The following is a 14,571-nucleotide window of genomic DNA, read 5'->3' as shown; positions in this document are numbered from 1 at the left end:
GTCATAATCAGTCGATTCCGCCCGTGAGGGTCGTCTGCTCAGCATAGTCGAGGTGTTTGACGAGCTGCGCACGCAGCCGGGCATTTACCTCGGCAAATTTAATCGGTGTGGCGTGGTCGCTCAGTTGGGTCATCGCCAGCCCGGCATAACCGCACGGGTTGATTCGCCGGAACGGTGCCAGGTCCATGTCCACGTTCAGGGCCAGGCCATGAAAGGAACAACCGTGGCGAATGCGCAAACCGAGGGACGCGATTTTCGCGCCATCCACATACACACCGGGTGCATCGGGCTTGGCCGCGGCGCTCACGCCGTAACTGGCCAACAGCTCGATCAGGCAAGCCTCCATACGGCTCACCAGGTCGCGCACGCCAAAACCCAGCTTGCGCACGTCCAGCAGCAGGTACGCCACCAGTTGACCGGGCCCATGGTAAGTCACTTGGCCACCTCGGTCGACCTGCACCACCGGAATATCCCCCGGCAGCAGCAGATGTTCGGCTTTGCCGGCCTGGCCCTGGGTGAACACCGGCGGGTGCTCCACCAGCCAGATTTCATCGGGTGCCGAAGTGCCGCGTTCATTCGTGAACCGCTGCATGGCATGCCAGACGGGCTCGTAGTCCATCCGGCCGAGCTCGCGAAAGCCCAGGACCTGTGACATCACAGCACCATGTGCACGAAGCCGGTGGCCCGCAGTTCGCTATTGATGTCGTAGAGCTGGTCTTGACCGGTCGCAACGATGTGCAACTGGATCGTGGTGTACTTACCGTTGGTGCTCGAACGCTCGTCCACCCGGTTGTCATTGATCGTCGCGTGTTTACGCACGATATCCAGAATCTTGTCTTTGTTGCCTACACCGGTATCGCTGATCACCTTGACGGGATAATCCGTCACCGGGAATTCGATCTTTGGCGCCTTTACTTCTTTATCGGTCATGGCAGAACGGCCTCGTAAGCGGTAAGCCGTGGCGACGGCAAAGCCCCGCGTCGGATCAACGCGGGGCTTTGCAGGTGCACACAATCAGTTGAACAAGCCGTAGAAGAATAGACGGATGCTATCCCACACGCGGCGGAAGATACCACCTTCGTCGACGGCGTCCAGCGCGATCAGGTCGGCGCTGTGTACCACCTTGTCGTCCAGCTTCACTTCGACTTTACCGATCACGTCGCCCTTGGCGATGGGTGCAACCAATTGCGGGTTCATGGTCATGCTGGCAGCGAGCTTTTTCAGCTGGCCTTTAGGCATGGTCAGGGTCAGGTCTTCAGCCAGGCCGGCCTTGACTTGCGAAGTCGCGCCTTTCCACACCGGCGCGGTCGCCAGTTCAGCACCCTTCTGGTAGAAGGTCTGGGTTTCGAAGAAGCGGAAACCGTAGGTCAGCAGTTTTTGCGTCTCGGCCGCACGGGCCTGCTCGCTATTGGTGCCGAAGACTACGGCGATCAGGCGCTGGCCATCACGTACCGCAGACGACACCATGCAGTAGCCGGCTTCTTCGGTGTGGCCGGTTTTCAGGCCGTCGACGGTCTTGTCGCGCCACAGCAACAGGTTGCGGTTAGGCTGCTTGATGTTGTTCCAGAAGAACTCCTTCTGGGAGTAGATCGCATAGTGAACCGGGTCGATACGAATGATCGCGCGCGCCAGGATCGCCATGTCGTGAGCCGACGAATAGTGCTCAGGGTTTGGCAGGCCGGTGGGGTTCATGAAGTGGCTGTTGGTCATGCCCAGGTCGGCCACGGTTTTGTTCATCATGTCGGCGAATGCGTCTTCGCTGCCGGCGATGTGCTCGGCCAGGGCGACGCTGGCGTCGTTACCGGACTGGATGATGATGCCGTGCAGCAGGTCGCTGACGGTGACTTGCGAGCCCACCTTGATGAACATCCGCGAACCGCCGGTACGCCAGGCGTTTTCGCTGACGGTCACTGGGTCGTTTTCGCCGATCTGGCCGCGACGGATTTCCAGGGTCGCGATGTAGGCGGTCATCAGCTTGGTCAGGCTGGCCGGTGGCAGGCGCTGGTCACCGTTGCTCTCGACCAGCACGTTGCCACTGGCGGCATCCATGAGGACCCAGGACTTGGCAGCCAGTTGCGGTGAAGCCGGCACCATTTCAACCGCCCAGGCGGCCGGGGTGATGATCAGCGAGATAAGCAGGCACGTGCGTTTGGCTAAGGTGGTGATGTTCATCCGTCTCTCGAAATTGCTTATGGAAACTTGCCCTCGCGGGCAAAACTTATTCAGACAGCCCGCTACCAGACTGTCACGTGTTCGGTTGCACGCTCACCCCTTGCCCCTGGGTTTTTATTGTTCAACGAGCCAACAACCACGGCTCACACCCGCGCACGGACCTGAGCCATCAATCCTTTTTTATTCAGCGGTGACCACGCTGGGTTGCCCCAGGTTGGCCAGACGCACGCTGTTCTGCACTTGTGCAACCTCGCTCGGCGAACCGATCGGGCCCATACGCACACGGTGCAACGTTTGCTGGTTACGCACGATGGAGCTGATAAACACTGGCGCGCTGACCATGCTGCTGAGCTTGGACCTTAACAGTTCTGCCGCATCCGGGTTGGCGAAAGCGCCCACTTGCAGGTATTGCCCGCCCGCGACCGCGGCGCCTGGCGCCGCATGGGGCACGACCACGGTATCCGGTGCGTGCTGCTGCGGTGGCGGCGTCCACTGTTCGATCTTGCCGGTTGATGCCGTCACTTGCGGCTGCGCACTCTGGGGCTCGTTGAGCATCAACGGCGCGGGTTTGCCACGCTGGGCCCAGTACTGCGCCGGATCGATGCCTTCGACCTTGACCCGCGCGGTACCGATTTCGGCATAGCCGAGTTTTTTGGCGGCGGCGTAGGACAAGTCGATGATGCGATCCGAATAGAACGGTCCACGGTCGTTGACCCGCAGGATTACCGTGCGGTTGTTGTCCAGGTTGGTCACGCGGACATAGCTGGGCAGCGGCAGGGTCTTGTGGGCCGCGCTCATGCCGTACAGGTCGTAGACCTCGCCGTTAGCGGTGTTCTGACCGTGGAACTTGGTGCCATACCAGGACGCCGTGCCCGATTGCACGTAGGTCTTGGAGTCCTGCAACGGGAAGTAGGACTTGCCCAGCACCGTATAGGGGTTGGCCTTGTATGGACCGGTGTGCAGGGTCGGCGTGGCATCCGGGATCTTCGACACGTCGACATCCCACCACGGCGCGCCGTCTTTGTGCGCGCGGTTGATGTCCAGTCCTGGCTGGGAACGCACAGCCGTGCCGCCGGACTTCTGTACCGGGCCACGGCTGGTGGAACAACTGACGACGAGCAGGGACAACGCGGCGAACGCCACCAGCTTGAGCGGTTGATTGAACGGCGATGCCCGCATTACTTGTTGCCCCGTGCTTGGACCAGCATGTCTGACAGCTGATGCACGGCCATGGCGTACATCACACTGCGGTTATAACGCGTGATTGCGTAGAAATTCTTCAGGCCCATCCAGTATTCAGGGCCGTTTTCACCTTCGAGGCGGAACGCCGTCACCGGCATATCGTCGCGTGGCGCATTCTGACTCGACCAGCCCAGCGCCCGCAACTCCCCAACCGTCTTGGCCGGCTCGATGCCCTGGGTCAGGCCTTCATCGGCGTGCTCCCCGGTGACATCGGCGCGGATCACCACCGGCTCGCCACCGACCCAGCCATGGCGCTTGAAGTAGCTGGCCACACTGCCGATGGCATCGTCCGGGTTGCTCCAGATATTGATGTGCCCGTCGCCGTCGAAATCCACCGCGTAGGCGCGAAAGCTGCTCGGCATGAACTGCGGCAAGCCCATCGCACCGGCGTAGGAGCCTTTGAGGGTCAGCGGGTCGACCTGCTCTTCACGGGCCAACAGCAGGAACTCACGCAGTTCCTTGCGGAAAAAGTCGGCGCGCGGCGGGTAATCGAAGCCCAGGGTCGACAGGGCGTCGATCACCCGGTAACTGCCGGTATTGCGCCCGTAGAAGGTTTCAATGCCAATGATCGCAACGATGACCTGGGCCGGCACGCCGTATTCCTGCTCGGCGCGGGCCAACACGGCCTCGTGCTGGCGCCAGAAGTCCACACCCCTGGCCACGCGGGCGTCGGTGAGGAACATAGGGCGATATTCGCTCCACTGTTTCACGCGCTCAGCGGGGCGAGAGATAGCATCGAGGATCGCCTGCTTGCGCTGCGCTTCGCGAAACACGCCCATCAGCTGTTCACCGGCGAAACCGTAGTCGCGGGTCATTTCACCAACGAACTCGGCGACCTGGGGTGAGCCATCGTAGTCACCGGCCTGCGCCTCCTGCGTTGCGCCCAGCAGCCCAATCAGGCCCATCCAGGACGCATGCCGAGTCGCCCAGCCGCGCATTACTTGCATTGACATCTTCACCTTATTCAAACCTGTGCGATCCACTTGCGATGCGTATGAATCGACATCAAAACCCCAAACGCTGACAGCAATGTCACCAGCGAAGTTCCGCCGTAGCTAATGAACGGCAACGGCACCCCAACCACCGGCAGCAGGCCACTGACCATACCGATGTTGACGAAAACGTAAACAAAAAAAGTCATGGTCAGGCTGCCGGCGAGCAATTTGCCGAACAGCGTCTGCGCCTGCGCGGTAATCACTAGGCCACGACCAATCAATAACAAATAGATCAGCAACAACGCGCAAATGCCTACCAGGCCGAACTCTTCGCCCATCACCGCAATAATGAAGTCGGTGTGGCTCTCGGGCAAAAAGTCCAAATGCGACTGGGTGCCCAGCAGCCAGCCCTTGCCAAATACACCGCCGGAACCGATGGCGGCCTTCGACTGGATAATGTTCCAACCGGTGCCAAGCGGGTCGCTTTCGGGATCGAGGAAAGTCAGGATTCGCTGCTTCTGGTAGTCGTGCATAAAGAAGAACCACATGGCCACGGCCACCGGTACTGCCGCCGCCAGCACGCTGAGGATCCAGCGCCAGCGCAAGCCGCCCATGAACAGCACGAACGCACCGCCGGCCAGGATCAGCAGCGAGGTGCCGAGGTCAGGCTGGCGCACGATCAGAATGAACGGCACCCCGATCAGGATCAGGCTGATCCCCACATGCTTGAGCTGCGGCGGTAAGGTGCGCTTGGACAGGTACCAGGCGATAGTCGCCGGCATCAGGATCTTCATGAATTCCGACGGCTGGAAGCGAATCACCCCCGGAATGTTGATCCAGCGGGTCGCGCCCATGGCGTTGTGGCCCATGACGTCCACCACCACCAGCAGCAATACGCCGGCGACATAGCCGAGCGGCACCCAGCGCGCCATGAAACGCGGCTCCAGCTGGGCGATCACGACCATGGATAACAGGCCCAGGCCGAACGACGACGCCTGCTTGATCAGCAAGTCCCAGTTCTTGCCGCTGGCCGAATACAGCACGAACAGGCTGCCGGCCGCCAGGGTCAGCAGCAGGATCAGCAACGGACCATCAATGTGCATGCGCTGCAGCAGCGTGGCGCGACGACGCATCACATCCTCGCTGGAGAGGATGCGGTCAAAATTACTCTTCACTGGCCGTAACCTCTGGGGTTGAAGGGGGGCCGCCATATTCGGGCTTGAGCCTGCCGTCGTCGGCCAGCAACCAGGCGTCCATCACCTGGCGCACCACAGGCGCCGCCACACCGGAGCCGGACTCGCCGTTCTCGACCATCACCGCCACCACGATTTTCGGGTCGTCGGCCGGGGCAAAACCCACAAACAAGGCGTGGTCGCGGTGGCGTTCCTGGACCTTGGAGCGGTCGTATTTCTCGCCCTGCTTGATCGCGACCACCTGGGCGGTACCACTTTTGCCGGCGATACGGTATTGCGCACCGATCGCCGCCTTGCGCGCGGTACCGCGTGCGCCATGCATAACCTGCTGCATGCCGTGGTTGACCTTGGTCCAATCGGACGGGTCGCGCAGCACGATGTCGGGGATGGGGTTTTCATCCAAAGGCTTTTCGCCTTCGATGGTACGGGCCAGGTGCGGGCGGTTCCAGATGCCTTTGTTGGCCACCAGCGCCGTGGCCTGGGCCAGCTGCAAAGGCGTGGCCTGCATATAGCCCTGGCCGATGCCGAGGATCAGGGTTTCGCCCGGGAACCACGCCTGGCGGCGAGTCGCACGCTTCCACTCCCGCGATGGCATCAGGCCAGGGGATTCTTCGAACATATCCAGGGAGACTTTCTGACCGAGGCCGAACTTGCCCATGTAGGCGGACAAGCGGTCGATCCCCAGCTTGTGGGCCAGGTCGTAAAAATAGGTGTCGTTGGAACGCATGATCGCCGTATCCAGGTCGACATAGCCGTCACCGGTGCGGTTCCAGTTACGGTATTTGTGATCGTAGTTGGGCAGCATGTAGTAACCAGGGTCGTAGACCCGGCTCGATGCAGTCACCACTCCGGCGTCCAGGCCGGCAATCGCCACCGCTGGCTTGATGGTCGAACCCGGCGGGTACAGGCCGCGCAGTACGCGGTTGAACAGCGGCCGGTCGATGGAATCACGCAGCTCGGCGTAGGCCTTGAAGCTGATCCCGGTGACGAACAGGTTGGGATCGAAACTCGGCTGACTGACCATCGCCAGCACTTCGCCGGTCTTCGGGTCCAGCGCCACCACCGCGCCACGCCGGCCGCCCAGTGCCATCTCGGCCGCTTCCTGCAGCTTGATGTCCAGGCTCAGCACAATGTCCTTGCCCGGCACCGGGTCGGTACGCTTGAGCACCCGCAGCACGCGGCCGCGAGCATTGGTCTCGACTTCTTCGTAACCCACCTGGCCGTGCAGCTCGGGCTCGTAGAAACGCTCGATGCCGGTCTTGCCGATATGGTGGGTGCCGCTGTAATTGACGGGATCGAGGCTTTTCAGCTCTTTCTCGTTGATCCGTCCCATGTAGCCGACGGAGTGGGCAAAGTGCGGCCCTTGGGGATAGTGGCGCACCAACTGTGCCACTACTTCCACTCCCGGCAGGCGGAACTGGTTCACCGCTATCCGCGCGATCTGCTCTTCGGTCAGCTCGAACAGGATCGGCACCGGCTCGAATGGCCGACGCCCCTGCTTCATGCGTTTCTCGAAGATCACCCGGTCTTCCGGGGTCAGTTGCAACACCTCGACGATCACATCGAGGACCTGCTGCCAATCACCGGAACGTTCGCGGGTCATGCTCAGGCTGAAGCTGGGCCGGTTATCCGCCACCACCACGCCATTGCGGTCGAAGATCAGCCCACGGGTAGGCGGAATCGGCTGCACATGCACCCGGTTGTTCTCCGACAGCGTGGAGTGATAGTCGTACTGGATCACCTGCAGGAAATACAGGCGCGCAATCAGCACCCCGATCAAACCCACCACCATAAAAGCGCCAAACACCACACGCGCGCGTACTAGACGTGCGTCTTTCTCGTGGTCCTTGATGCGGATCGGCTGGGTCATCGGGAGGGGCGCAGATTATTTGTGGTAAGGGTGCCCGGACAGAACTGTCCAGGCGCGATACAGCTGTTCACCGATCAGGATCCTTACCAACGGGTGCGGCAGCGTCAGCGCCGACAGCGACCAGCGCTGGTCCGCCCGCGCGCAGACTTCCGGCGCCAGCCCTTCGGGGCCGCCGACCATGAAGTTGACGGTGCGCGAGTCCAGGCGCCAGCGATCCAGTTCCACCGCCAGCTGCTCGGTGCTCCAGGGCTTGCCGTGCACTTCGAGGGTGACGATGCGCTCGTTGGGACCGACCTTGGCCAGCATGGCTTCGCCTTCCTGACGGATAAAGCGCGCCACGTCGGCATTCTTGCCCCGGGTGTTGAGCGGTATCTCTACCAGTTCCAGCGACAGCTCGGCGGGCAGACGCTTGGCATACTCGTGCCAGCCTTCTTCCACCCACTTGGGCATGCGTGAACCGACAGCAATCAGACGCAGGCGCACAGCCGTTCCTTATTCCTGGTCTTTGTTGAGCTTGTCGAAGTGCGCGTGGCCCACTTCCGGGCTGTGGTGCTTGCCATCGGCGGCACGGCTCTGCTCGGCGCCTTTCCACAGACGCTCCAGGTCGTAGAACTGACGGGCGTTGGAAGTCATCATGTGAACGATTACGTCGTCCATGTCCAGCAGCACCCAGTCGCTGTCGCCCTTGCCTTCTTCACCCAGCGGCTTCACGCCTTGGGCTTTGACGGCTTCGCGAACCTTGTCCAGCATCGCGCCGATCTGGCGGTTGGAGGTACCGGTGGCGATGATCATGAAGTCGGTGATGCTCTGCTTGTCACGCACGTCCAGGACCTGGATGTCCTGGGCCTTCACGTCTTCCAGGGCGGCAACGGCGACTTTTACCAGCTCTTCGCCAGCCAGTTCAGGGCCAACGTGGGCTTCAACCGGCAGCGGGGCGCTTTTGAACGTGCCTTTGCGTTTTACTTTGCTTACGTCTTTGTTCGTCATAAAAAACTCGTTTTGCTCGTATGTTCGGGCGCTCGCTGCACGACTGTTCGTGCGTTCAAGCGCGCCTTTTCAGTTCGACGCACGGTAAAGCCCGTGCGCATCGATGTAGGCCAGGACCGCGTCAGGCACCAGGAAACGTACCGACTTCCCGCTGGCCAGCAGTTGACGGATCTGGGTGGCAGACACCGCAAGCGGGGTCTGCCAGACGAATGCAATATTCCCGTTTGGCCCGGTCAGGGCCAAGGGGTCACTTACCGACCGCGCGGCCAGCAGGTTGCGCAAGGCATCCGGCGGTTCGCTGTCGGCATCCGGGCGTTGCAAAACCAGGATGTGGCAGTGCTGGAGGAGTTCCTCCCAGCGATGCCAAGAGGGCAGGCCGCAAAATGCGTCCCAGCCCAAAAGCAGAAACAACTGGTCATCCGCGGCCAACTCGGCGCGCATCAGCTCCAGGGTGTCGACAGTGTAGGACGGTTTATCGCGCTTGAGCTCACGATCGTCCACCACCAGCGGCGGTATGCCCTCTACGGCCAGGCGTACCATTTCCAGGCGCTGCTGCGGCGACACCTGCGGGGTATCGCGATGGGGCGGCCGGAAATTAGGGATCAGGCGCAGCTCATCCAACGCCAAGGCATCCGCGACTTCCAGGGCACTGCGCAAATGGCCGATGTGCACGGGGTCGAAGGTACCGCCGAGCAGCCCGATGCGTTTAGCCATCAAGTGCGCACATGACCGTCGCCGAACACCACGTACTTCTCGCTGGTCAGGCCTTCCAGGCCAACCGGGCCGCGTGCGTGGAGCTTGTCGGTGGAGATGCCGATCTCCGCCCCCAGGCCATACTCGAAGCCGTCGGCAAAGCGCGTCGAGGCGTTGATCATCACCGAAGCGGAATCCACTTCTGTGAGGAAACGCCGGGCGTCGCTGAAATGCTCGGAAACAATGGCGTCGGTGTGCTTGGAGCCGTACTTGTTGATGTGTTCGATGGCCTGGTCCAGGTCGTCGACGATGCGGATCGACAGGATCGGCGCCGTGTACTCGGTGTACCAATCCTCTTCGGTGGCTTCGATCACGTCCGCGCCCAACAGGGCGCGGGTGCGTTCGCAACCGCGCAGTTCCACACCCTTGTCACGGTAGATGGCAGCCAACGGCGGCAGCACGCGCTCGGCAATGCCGACGTGCACCAGCAGGGTTTCCATGGTGTTGCACGGCGCGTAGCGGTGGGTCTTGGCGTTGTCGGCGATGCGGATCGCCTTGTCGATGTCGGCGGCGATGTCGATGTACACGTGGCAGACGCCGTCCAGGTGCTTGATTACGGGCACCTTGGCATCGCGGCTGACGCGCTCGATCAGGCTCTTGCCACCGCGCGGTACGATCACGTCGACGAATTCCGGCAGGGTGATCAGCGCGCCGACAGCGGCACGGTCGGTGGTTTCGACCACTTGCACCACGTCGGCCGGCAACTCGGCCACGGCCAGGCCCTGCTGGATGCAGGCGGCAATGGCGCGGTTGGAATTGATCGCCTCGGAACCGCCACGCAGGATGGTGGCGTTACCCGACTTGAGGCACAGGCTCGCGGCGTCGATGGTCACGTTCGGGCGCGACTCATAGATGATGCCGATCACGCCCAGGGGCACGCGCATCTTGCCGACCTGGATACCGGACGGCAGGTAACGCATATCGCGGATTTCACCGATGGGGTCAGGCAGCTTGGCCACCTGACGCAAACCTTCGATCATGTCGTCGATGCGTGCCGGGGTCAGCGCCAGGCGGTCCAGCAGGGCGGGCTCGAGGCCATTGGCGCGGCCGTTGGCCAGGTCCAGTTCGTTGGCCGCAGTCAGCTCGGAGCGCGAAGCGTCCAGAGCATCGGCGGCGGCCAGCAGGGCACGGTTCTTCTGCGCGGTGCTCGCACGGGCGATCAACCGCGAGGCCTGACGGGCAGCGCGACCCAGGCGGGTCATGTAGTCAAGAACGGACTCAGTCATGGTCAGGGAGTCTTGGCAAAGAGGAAAGCGGCAGATTATAGCTGTGACGCCGCCCGACTGACAGCGGTGAGGGGCGGAAGGTCGAAATGAACTGTAAAAACCTGGGGTTCAGCCGTAATTAAGGTGGGAGTTGTTATTATTCCGTCACATTTAGCCGTATTAACCCCAGACCACCATGCCCAGTTCTTCGCCCCAACTCCCCGCCAGCGCCCTGCCCGACAGCTTCTTCGACCGTGATGCGCAAATACTCGCGCGAGATTTGCTCGGAAAAGTCATACGCCATCGTGTCGGCGATATCTGGCTTTCGGCACGAATTATTGAAACCGAAGCCTATTACGTGGCCGAAAAAGGCAGCCACGCCTCACTTGGCTACACAGAAAAACGTAAGGCTTTGTTTCTGGATGGTGGGCATATCTATATGTACTACGCCCGTGGCGGGGATTCGCTGAACTTCAGCGCTCAGGGGCCGGGCAATGCCGTGCTGATCAAATCGGCCTATCCATGGGTCGATGAAACCTCCGGGCCCGCCAGCCTGGCGCAGATGCTACTGAACAACCCGAATGCCGATGGCAGCCCGCGCGCGTCGCAAAAGCTGTGTGCCGGCCAGACGTTGCTGTGCAAGGCGCTGGGCCTGAAGGTGCCGATGTGGGATGCCAAGCGCTTTGATCAAGAATTGCTCTATGTGGAAGACGTCGGCCAGACACCGACGCACATCATCCAGACCACCCGATTGGGCATCCCCAGCGGCCGTGACGAGCACTTGATGTACCGCTTCGTCGATGCTGGCTATGCGCCCTATTGCACGCGGAACCCACTGCGCCGGGGCCAGGTCGAAGGCCGCGACTACTTTTTGATTTGAATCTGTGGCGTTGGAGTGAAGATTTATGGGCCAGTGGCTCGATAGCATTACCGGCTGGCTGACCCTCAACCCGCAATGGCTGGCGGCGGCGGTGTTTATCGTCGCGTGCGTGGAATGCCTGGCCATTGCCGGGCTGATCGTGCCGGGCACGGTGTTGCTGTTTGCCATTGCGGCACTGGCTGGCAGCGGCGCCTTGTCCCTGAGTGAAACCCTGCTGATGGGGTTCTTGGGAGGCTTGTTGGGCGACGGGGTTTCCTACTTCCTGGGGCGACACTTCCATCAGAACATCCGCCGCCTGCCCGGCCTGCGCCACCACCCGGAATGGATGAACGGCGCGGAAACCTACTTCCACAAATACGGCATCGCCAGCCTGCTGGTGGGCCGCTTCATCGGGCCATTGCGGCCGATGCTGCCGATGGTCGCCGGGATGTGCGACATGCCGTTCCCGCGTTTCGCCCTGGTCAGCCTGCTGGCAGCAGCGGGTTGGTCAGTCGCCTACCTGCTGCCGGGCTGGGCGACCGGCGCTGCGTTCCGCTTGCCATTGCCGGAAGGGTTCTGGCCTGAGGCGGGGGTTGTTACAGCCTGCCTGGCGGTCATGCTGGGGCTGAGTCTGAACACCAGCGTGCGCGGCCATCGTCGCGCGACCTTGTGGATAGGTTGCGCCAGCCTGACGTTGTTGATCGCCCTGTTTATCGGCTATACCCACCTGGACGACTTCGACCACGGCCTGAGTGCGCTGGTGCAGGAGCATCGCAGCCCCTGGCTGGACCAGACCATGGTGATGGTGACCCAGTTGGGCGAGTTCAAGAAAATGTTCTTCGCCAGCGCCGTATTCACGGGTCTGCTGCTACTGGCGCGGCAATGGCGTCATGCCGTGTTTGTCGGTGCAACTCTGGCCGGGGCGGCGGTGATCAATACCGGGACCAAACTGTTTTTCGCCCGCGGCCGCCCGGAGATCCTCACCGACCCATTGACCAGCTTCAGCATGCCCAGCGGCCACGCCTCTGGTGCGTTTGCGTTTTTTCTGGCGTTGGCGGTGCTGGCCGGTCGCGGACAACCCACGCGCCTGCGCCTGACCTGGATGCTGCTGGGCTGTATTCCTGCGGCCTTCATCGCGCTGTCACGGGTCTACCTCGGCGCCCATTGGCCCACCGACATCCTGGCTGGCACGCTGCTGGCAATGACCGTCTGTGCATTCAGCCTCACCGTCTGCCAGTACCGCAGCCCATTGCCGCCGATGCCGCAGAAGGCCTGGTGGCTGGTATTACCCGCCGTGGTGGCGGTGCTCGGTTTCATTGCCTTTACCGGCACCCCCCACGCGCTGCTCAGGTACGCCTACTGATCCTGGGCCGGGCCGAGCCAATCAACTGGCGCGGCGCGGCGTTCAATACACCGCTCGCGTCGCTCCAGCAACATCTCATCAGCTATTTCCGCGGCGCGTTCAGCGATGTATTCCGGACCGCGCTTGGCGTCCAACCGCAGCAATTGCGCGGCAATACTGCCAAAAAAAGCGTCCCAGGCTGCCTGCTCCGATTGCACTAGCCGAATCATGTTCATCCCCGATCATTGTTGAGTGATCGGCGACTATTTCAGCCCACGCACCGGGAGCAACGAAGAAACATCTGAAAGTGGTGCAGGACTGATCCGAAACTCAGGTGAACAACTCACCCTGAAGTTCATCGAGCAGCATCTGGATCGCATCCAGCCGCTGCTGCGGGTCGTCGAGTTGCAGCAGGTCGATCTTGTCGGCCTCGGTGAACGGCAACAGATAAGCCAGTTGATTGCCCAAGGCTTGCTGGCCATCGGCATGGGTGCCCATGTCCAGCGACGCGACCATCGGATGTTCGGCCAGGGCCTGGAGCAAAGCCAGCAGGTCGGCATCCTCTTCTTCCAGCGCCTGGTCCGGCAGTTCTTCCAGCCATTGCACCTCGGCTACCAGCAACTGGTCCTTCTGCACCCCGGCGTCACGCACGCGGAAGCGCCGCCCGCCTTCGACGCGAATCCCCAGCAGGCCGTTGTCCTGCTGCTTGAAGTCGCGAATCAACGCTTCGCAGCCGATCAGCGCATAGCCATCCGGGGCCATGCCCACCTCCTTGCCATCGAGGATGCACACCACGCCGAAGCTTTCGCCCTTTTTCATGCAGCGGCTGATCATGTCCAGGTAGCGCGCCTCGAACAGTTGCAGGTCGAGGGTGCAGCCAGGGAACAGCACGGTATTGAGGGGGAACAGCGCCAGACTCATAAAGGCTTCCTTAAACCCGGTTTAAACAATCACTGACACGGCCAGCGGCAGGAATACCGCTGTGGCTACGCCCATCAGACTCATGGCCAGCGCCGCAAAGGCGCCACACTCTTCGCTTTCCTGCAGGGCCACCGAGGTGCCGACGGCGTGGGCAGTCATGCCCAGCGCCATGCCGCGCGCCTCGGGACTGTACACCCCAAGACGCGAGAGTAACGCCGGGCCAACCATTGCGCCCACCACCCCGGTGATCAGCACAAACACTGCCGCCAAGGCTGCCACACCGCCGATCTGCTCGGCCACCAGCATGGCAATCGGCGATGTCACCGACTTCGGTGCCATGGTCATCAACATCCTGTGTTCGGCGCCAAACCACCAACCCAGCAGTACGCACAGGCCGGTGGCCAGCACGCCGCCTATCACCAGCGTAGTAAAAATCGGCCAGAACAATTGACGAATCCGCCGCAGGTTCAGATAGAGCGGCACCGCCAGGGCCACCGTCGCCGGGCCCAGCAGGATCCCCATGATCTCCGTGCTCTTGCGGTACTCGGCGTAGCTCAGGCCGCACGTGAGCAACACGCCGATCACCAGCAGCATGGAGACCAGCACCGGTTGCAGGAAAATCCAGCGGGTTTTCTCAAAACCCGCCAGCACCAGCTGATAGGCACCCAGGGTGATACCGATACCGAACAGCGGGTGATGAATCACAGCCGTCCACGCGCCGTGCCAGTCGAAGATCATTGATCCTTCTCCTTGCGCTTGACCATGCGTTCCATCAACAACCCGACAAAGCCCATGGCGATCACCAGCGACAACACCAGTGCACCGACGATGGCCCAGAAATCAGCGGCAATATCCTTGGCATACACCATCACCCCCACCGCCGGCGGTACCAGCAGCAACGGCAAGTAACGCAACAAGCTACTGGCCGCCAGGCTCAGGGGCTCGCCGACTTCGCCACGCCAGATCAGGAAACCGAGCATCAACAGCAGACCGATGATCGGCCCCGGCAGTACCGGCACCAGCAAATGATTGATCGCCGTGCCGATCAATTGAAACAGCACCAGCCATGTCAGACCGCGTAACAGCATCCGT

17 protein-coding genes are annotated in these 14,571 nt (G+C 61.7%); 2 read left to right on the top strand and 15 right to left on the bottom strand.

What is annotated here, in order from left to right; genetic code table 11:
• Positions 1 to 7: 7 nt before the first annotated feature.
• The 11 genes from lipB to HDC32_RS28050 all read right to left on the bottom strand — a co-directional run bounded on the left by lipB (position 8) and on the right by HDC32_RS28050 (position 10,378).
• Entirely contained in the window at positions 8 to 655 is a 648-nt protein-coding gene (lipB, locus tag HDC32_RS28100) for a lipoyl(octanoyl) transferase LipB (RefSeq protein ID WP_184746295.1), read from the bottom strand.
• On the bottom strand, positions 655 to 930 hold the full coding sequence (locus tag HDC32_RS28095; protein ID WP_017848340.1) for a DUF493 domain-containing protein: 276 nt from the start codon (positions 928 to 930) through the stop codon (positions 655 to 657). The genes lipB and HDC32_RS28095 overlap by 1 nt, the downstream gene beginning before the upstream one ends.
• An 84-nt stretch (positions 931 to 1,014) precedes the next feature.
• The gene (locus HDC32_RS28090; RefSeq protein WP_131700097.1) at positions 1,015 to 2,172 is read right to left on the bottom strand and encodes a D-alanyl-D-alanine carboxypeptidase family protein; all 1,158 of its coding nucleotides are present in this window, start codon (positions 2,170 to 2,172) and stop codon (positions 1,015 to 1,017) included.
• 180 nt (positions 2,173 to 2,352) lie between these two features.
• A complete protein-coding gene (locus HDC32_RS28085; RefSeq protein WP_092488466.1) occupies positions 2,353 to 3,351 on the bottom strand; it encodes a septal ring lytic transglycosylase RlpA family protein in 999 nt (332 codons plus the stop codon).
• Positions 3,351 to 4,361 (bottom strand): lytic murein transglycosylase B, encoded by a 1,011-nt coding sequence (mltB, locus tag HDC32_RS28080; protein WP_131700096.1) that lies wholly within the window; start codon positions 4,359 to 4,361, stop codon positions 3,351 to 3,353. The genes HDC32_RS28085 and mltB overlap by 1 nt, the downstream gene beginning before the upstream one ends.
• Before the next feature lie 17 nt (positions 4,362 to 4,378).
• Entirely contained in the window at positions 4,379 to 5,482 is a 1,104-nt protein-coding gene (gene rodA, locus HDC32_RS28075; protein WP_050442794.1) for a rod shape-determining protein RodA, read from the bottom strand.
• 31 nt (positions 5,483 to 5,513) lie between these two features.
• Complete coding sequence (mrdA, locus tag HDC32_RS28070) at positions 5,514 to 7,412, bottom strand: penicillin-binding protein 2 (RefSeq protein ID WP_145336738.1); 1,899 nt, start codon at positions 7,410 to 7,412, stop codon at positions 5,514 to 5,516.
• 15 nt (positions 7,413 to 7,427) lie between these two features.
• A complete protein-coding gene (gene rlmH, locus HDC32_RS28065) occupies positions 7,428 to 7,895 on the bottom strand; it encodes a 23S rRNA (pseudouridine(1915)-N(3))-methyltransferase RlmH (protein ID WP_003176297.1) in 468 nt (155 codons plus the stop codon).
• A gap of 9 nt (positions 7,896 to 7,904) precedes the next feature.
• The gene (gene rsfS / locus HDC32_RS28060) at positions 7,905 to 8,399 is read right to left on the bottom strand and encodes a ribosome silencing factor (protein ID WP_003176298.1); all 495 of its coding nucleotides are present in this window, start codon (positions 8,397 to 8,399) and stop codon (positions 7,905 to 7,907) included.
• 69 nt (positions 8,400 to 8,468) lie between these two features.
• Positions 8,469 to 9,113, bottom strand: coding sequence for a nicotinate-nucleotide adenylyltransferase (nadD, locus tag HDC32_RS28055; RefSeq protein ID WP_065910068.1), 645 nt, complete (start codon positions 9,111 to 9,113; stop codon positions 8,469 to 8,471).
• A complete protein-coding gene (locus HDC32_RS28050) occupies positions 9,113 to 10,378 on the bottom strand; it encodes a glutamate-5-semialdehyde dehydrogenase (RefSeq protein WP_131700094.1) in 1,266 nt (421 codons plus the stop codon). The genes nadD and HDC32_RS28050 overlap by 1 nt, the downstream gene beginning before the upstream one ends.
• A gap of 175 nt (positions 10,379 to 10,553) precedes the next feature.
• On the opposite strand from HDC32_RS28050, the gene HDC32_RS28045 reads away from it, so the two are divergent.
• A complete protein-coding gene (locus HDC32_RS28045; RefSeq protein WP_131700093.1) occupies positions 10,554 to 11,237 on the top strand; it encodes a DNA-3-methyladenine glycosylase in 684 nt (227 codons plus the stop codon).
• 25 nt (positions 11,238 to 11,262) lie between these two features.
• The gene (locus HDC32_RS28040; protein ID WP_131700092.1) at positions 11,263 to 12,579 is read left to right on the top strand and encodes a bifunctional DedA family/phosphatase PAP2 family protein; all 1,317 of its coding nucleotides are present in this window, start codon (positions 11,263 to 11,265) and stop codon (positions 12,577 to 12,579) included.
• Here HDC32_RS28040 and HDC32_RS28035 read toward each other — a convergent pair.
• The 4 genes from HDC32_RS28035 to HDC32_RS28020 form a co-directional block, all read right to left on the bottom strand.
• Positions 12,573 to 12,788, bottom strand: a complete 216-nt coding sequence (locus HDC32_RS28035; protein ID WP_131700091.1) for a hypothetical protein — start codon at positions 12,786 to 12,788, stop codon at positions 12,573 to 12,575. The genes HDC32_RS28040 and HDC32_RS28035 overlap by 7 nt on opposite strands.
• A 100-nt stretch (positions 12,789 to 12,888) precedes the next feature.
• Complete coding sequence (locus HDC32_RS28030) at positions 12,889 to 13,479, bottom strand: LON peptidase substrate-binding domain-containing protein (RefSeq protein ID WP_145336742.1); 591 nt, start codon at positions 13,477 to 13,479, stop codon at positions 12,889 to 12,891.
• Positions 13,480 to 13,500: 21 nt separating this feature from the next.
• A complete protein-coding gene (locus tag HDC32_RS28025) occupies positions 13,501 to 14,217 on the bottom strand; it encodes an LrgB family protein (protein WP_184746293.1) in 717 nt (238 codons plus the stop codon).
• Positions 14,214 to 14,567 carry a CidA/LrgA family protein gene (locus HDC32_RS28020; RefSeq protein WP_131700088.1) on the bottom strand — a complete coding sequence of 118 codons (354 nt, stop codon included), beginning with the start codon at positions 14,565 to 14,567 and terminating at the stop codon, positions 14,214 to 14,216. The genes HDC32_RS28025 and HDC32_RS28020 overlap by 4 nt, the downstream gene beginning before the upstream one ends.
• Positions 14,568 to 14,571 lie beyond the last annotated feature (4 nt).

The sequence above is a fragment of the Pseudomonas sp. JAI120 genome, assembly GCF_014207255.1.
GTDB lineage: Bacteria > Pseudomonadota > Gammaproteobacteria > Pseudomonadales > Pseudomonadaceae > Aquipseudomonas.
Note: the sequence above shows the minus strand (reverse complement) of the source record. Positions and strands in the feature narration are given on the sequence as shown.

Bases quoted from the DNA above. Each gene is read 5' to 3' on its own strand.
- HDC32_RS28085 (WP_092488466.1), bottom strand. From the start codon at position 3,351: ATGCGGGCATCGCCGTTCAATCAACCGCTCAAGCTGGTGGCGTTCGCC.
- HDC32_RS28025 (WP_184746293.1), bottom strand. From the start codon at position 14,217: ATGATCTTCGACTGGCACGGCGCGTGGACGGCTGTGATTCATCACCCG.
- mrdA (WP_145336738.1), bottom strand. From the start codon at position 7,412: ATGACCCAGCCGATCCGCATCAAGGACCACGAGAAAGACGCACGTCTA.
- HDC32_RS28020 (WP_131700088.1), bottom strand. From the start codon at position 14,567: ATGCTGTTACGCGGTCTGACATGGCTGGTGCTGTTTCAATTGATCGGC.
- nadD (WP_065910068.1), bottom strand. From the start codon at position 9,113: ATGGCTAAACGCATCGGGCTGCTCGGCGGTACCTTCGACCCCGTGCAC.
- HDC32_RS28040 (WP_131700092.1), top strand. From the start codon at position 11,263: ATGGGCCAGTGGCTCGATAGCATTACCGGCTGGCTGACCCTCAACCCG.
- rsfS (WP_003176298.1), bottom strand. From the start codon at position 8,399: ATGACGAACAAAGACGTAAGCAAAGTAAAACGCAAAGGCACGTTCAAA.
- lipB (WP_184746295.1), bottom strand. From the start codon at position 655: ATGTCACAGGTCCTGGGCTTTCGCGAGCTCGGCCGGATGGACTACGAG.
- HDC32_RS28035 (WP_131700091.1), bottom strand. From the start codon at position 12,788: ATGATTCGGCTAGTGCAATCGGAGCAGGCAGCCTGGGACGCTTTTTTT.
- rodA (WP_050442794.1), bottom strand. From the start codon at position 5,482: ATGCGTCGTCGCGCCACGCTGCTGCAGCGCATGCACATTGATGGTCCG.
- mltB (WP_131700096.1), bottom strand. From the start codon at position 4,361: ATGCAAGTAATGCGCGGCTGGGCGACTCGGCATGCGTCCTGGATGGGC.
- HDC32_RS28045 (WP_131700093.1), top strand. From the start codon at position 10,554: ATGCCCAGTTCTTCGCCCCAACTCCCCGCCAGCGCCCTGCCCGACAGC.
- HDC32_RS28095 (WP_017848340.1), bottom strand. From the start codon at position 930: ATGACCGATAAAGAAGTAAAGGCGCCAAAGATCGAATTCCCGGTGACG.
- HDC32_RS28050 (WP_131700094.1), bottom strand. From the start codon at position 10,378: ATGACTGAGTCCGTTCTTGACTACATGACCCGCCTGGGTCGCGCTGCC.
- HDC32_RS28090 (WP_131700097.1), bottom strand. From the start codon at position 2,172: ATGAACATCACCACCTTAGCCAAACGCACGTGCCTGCTTATCTCGCTG.
- HDC32_RS28030 (WP_145336742.1), bottom strand. From the start codon at position 13,479: ATGAGTCTGGCGCTGTTCCCCCTCAATACCGTGCTGTTCCCTGGCTGC.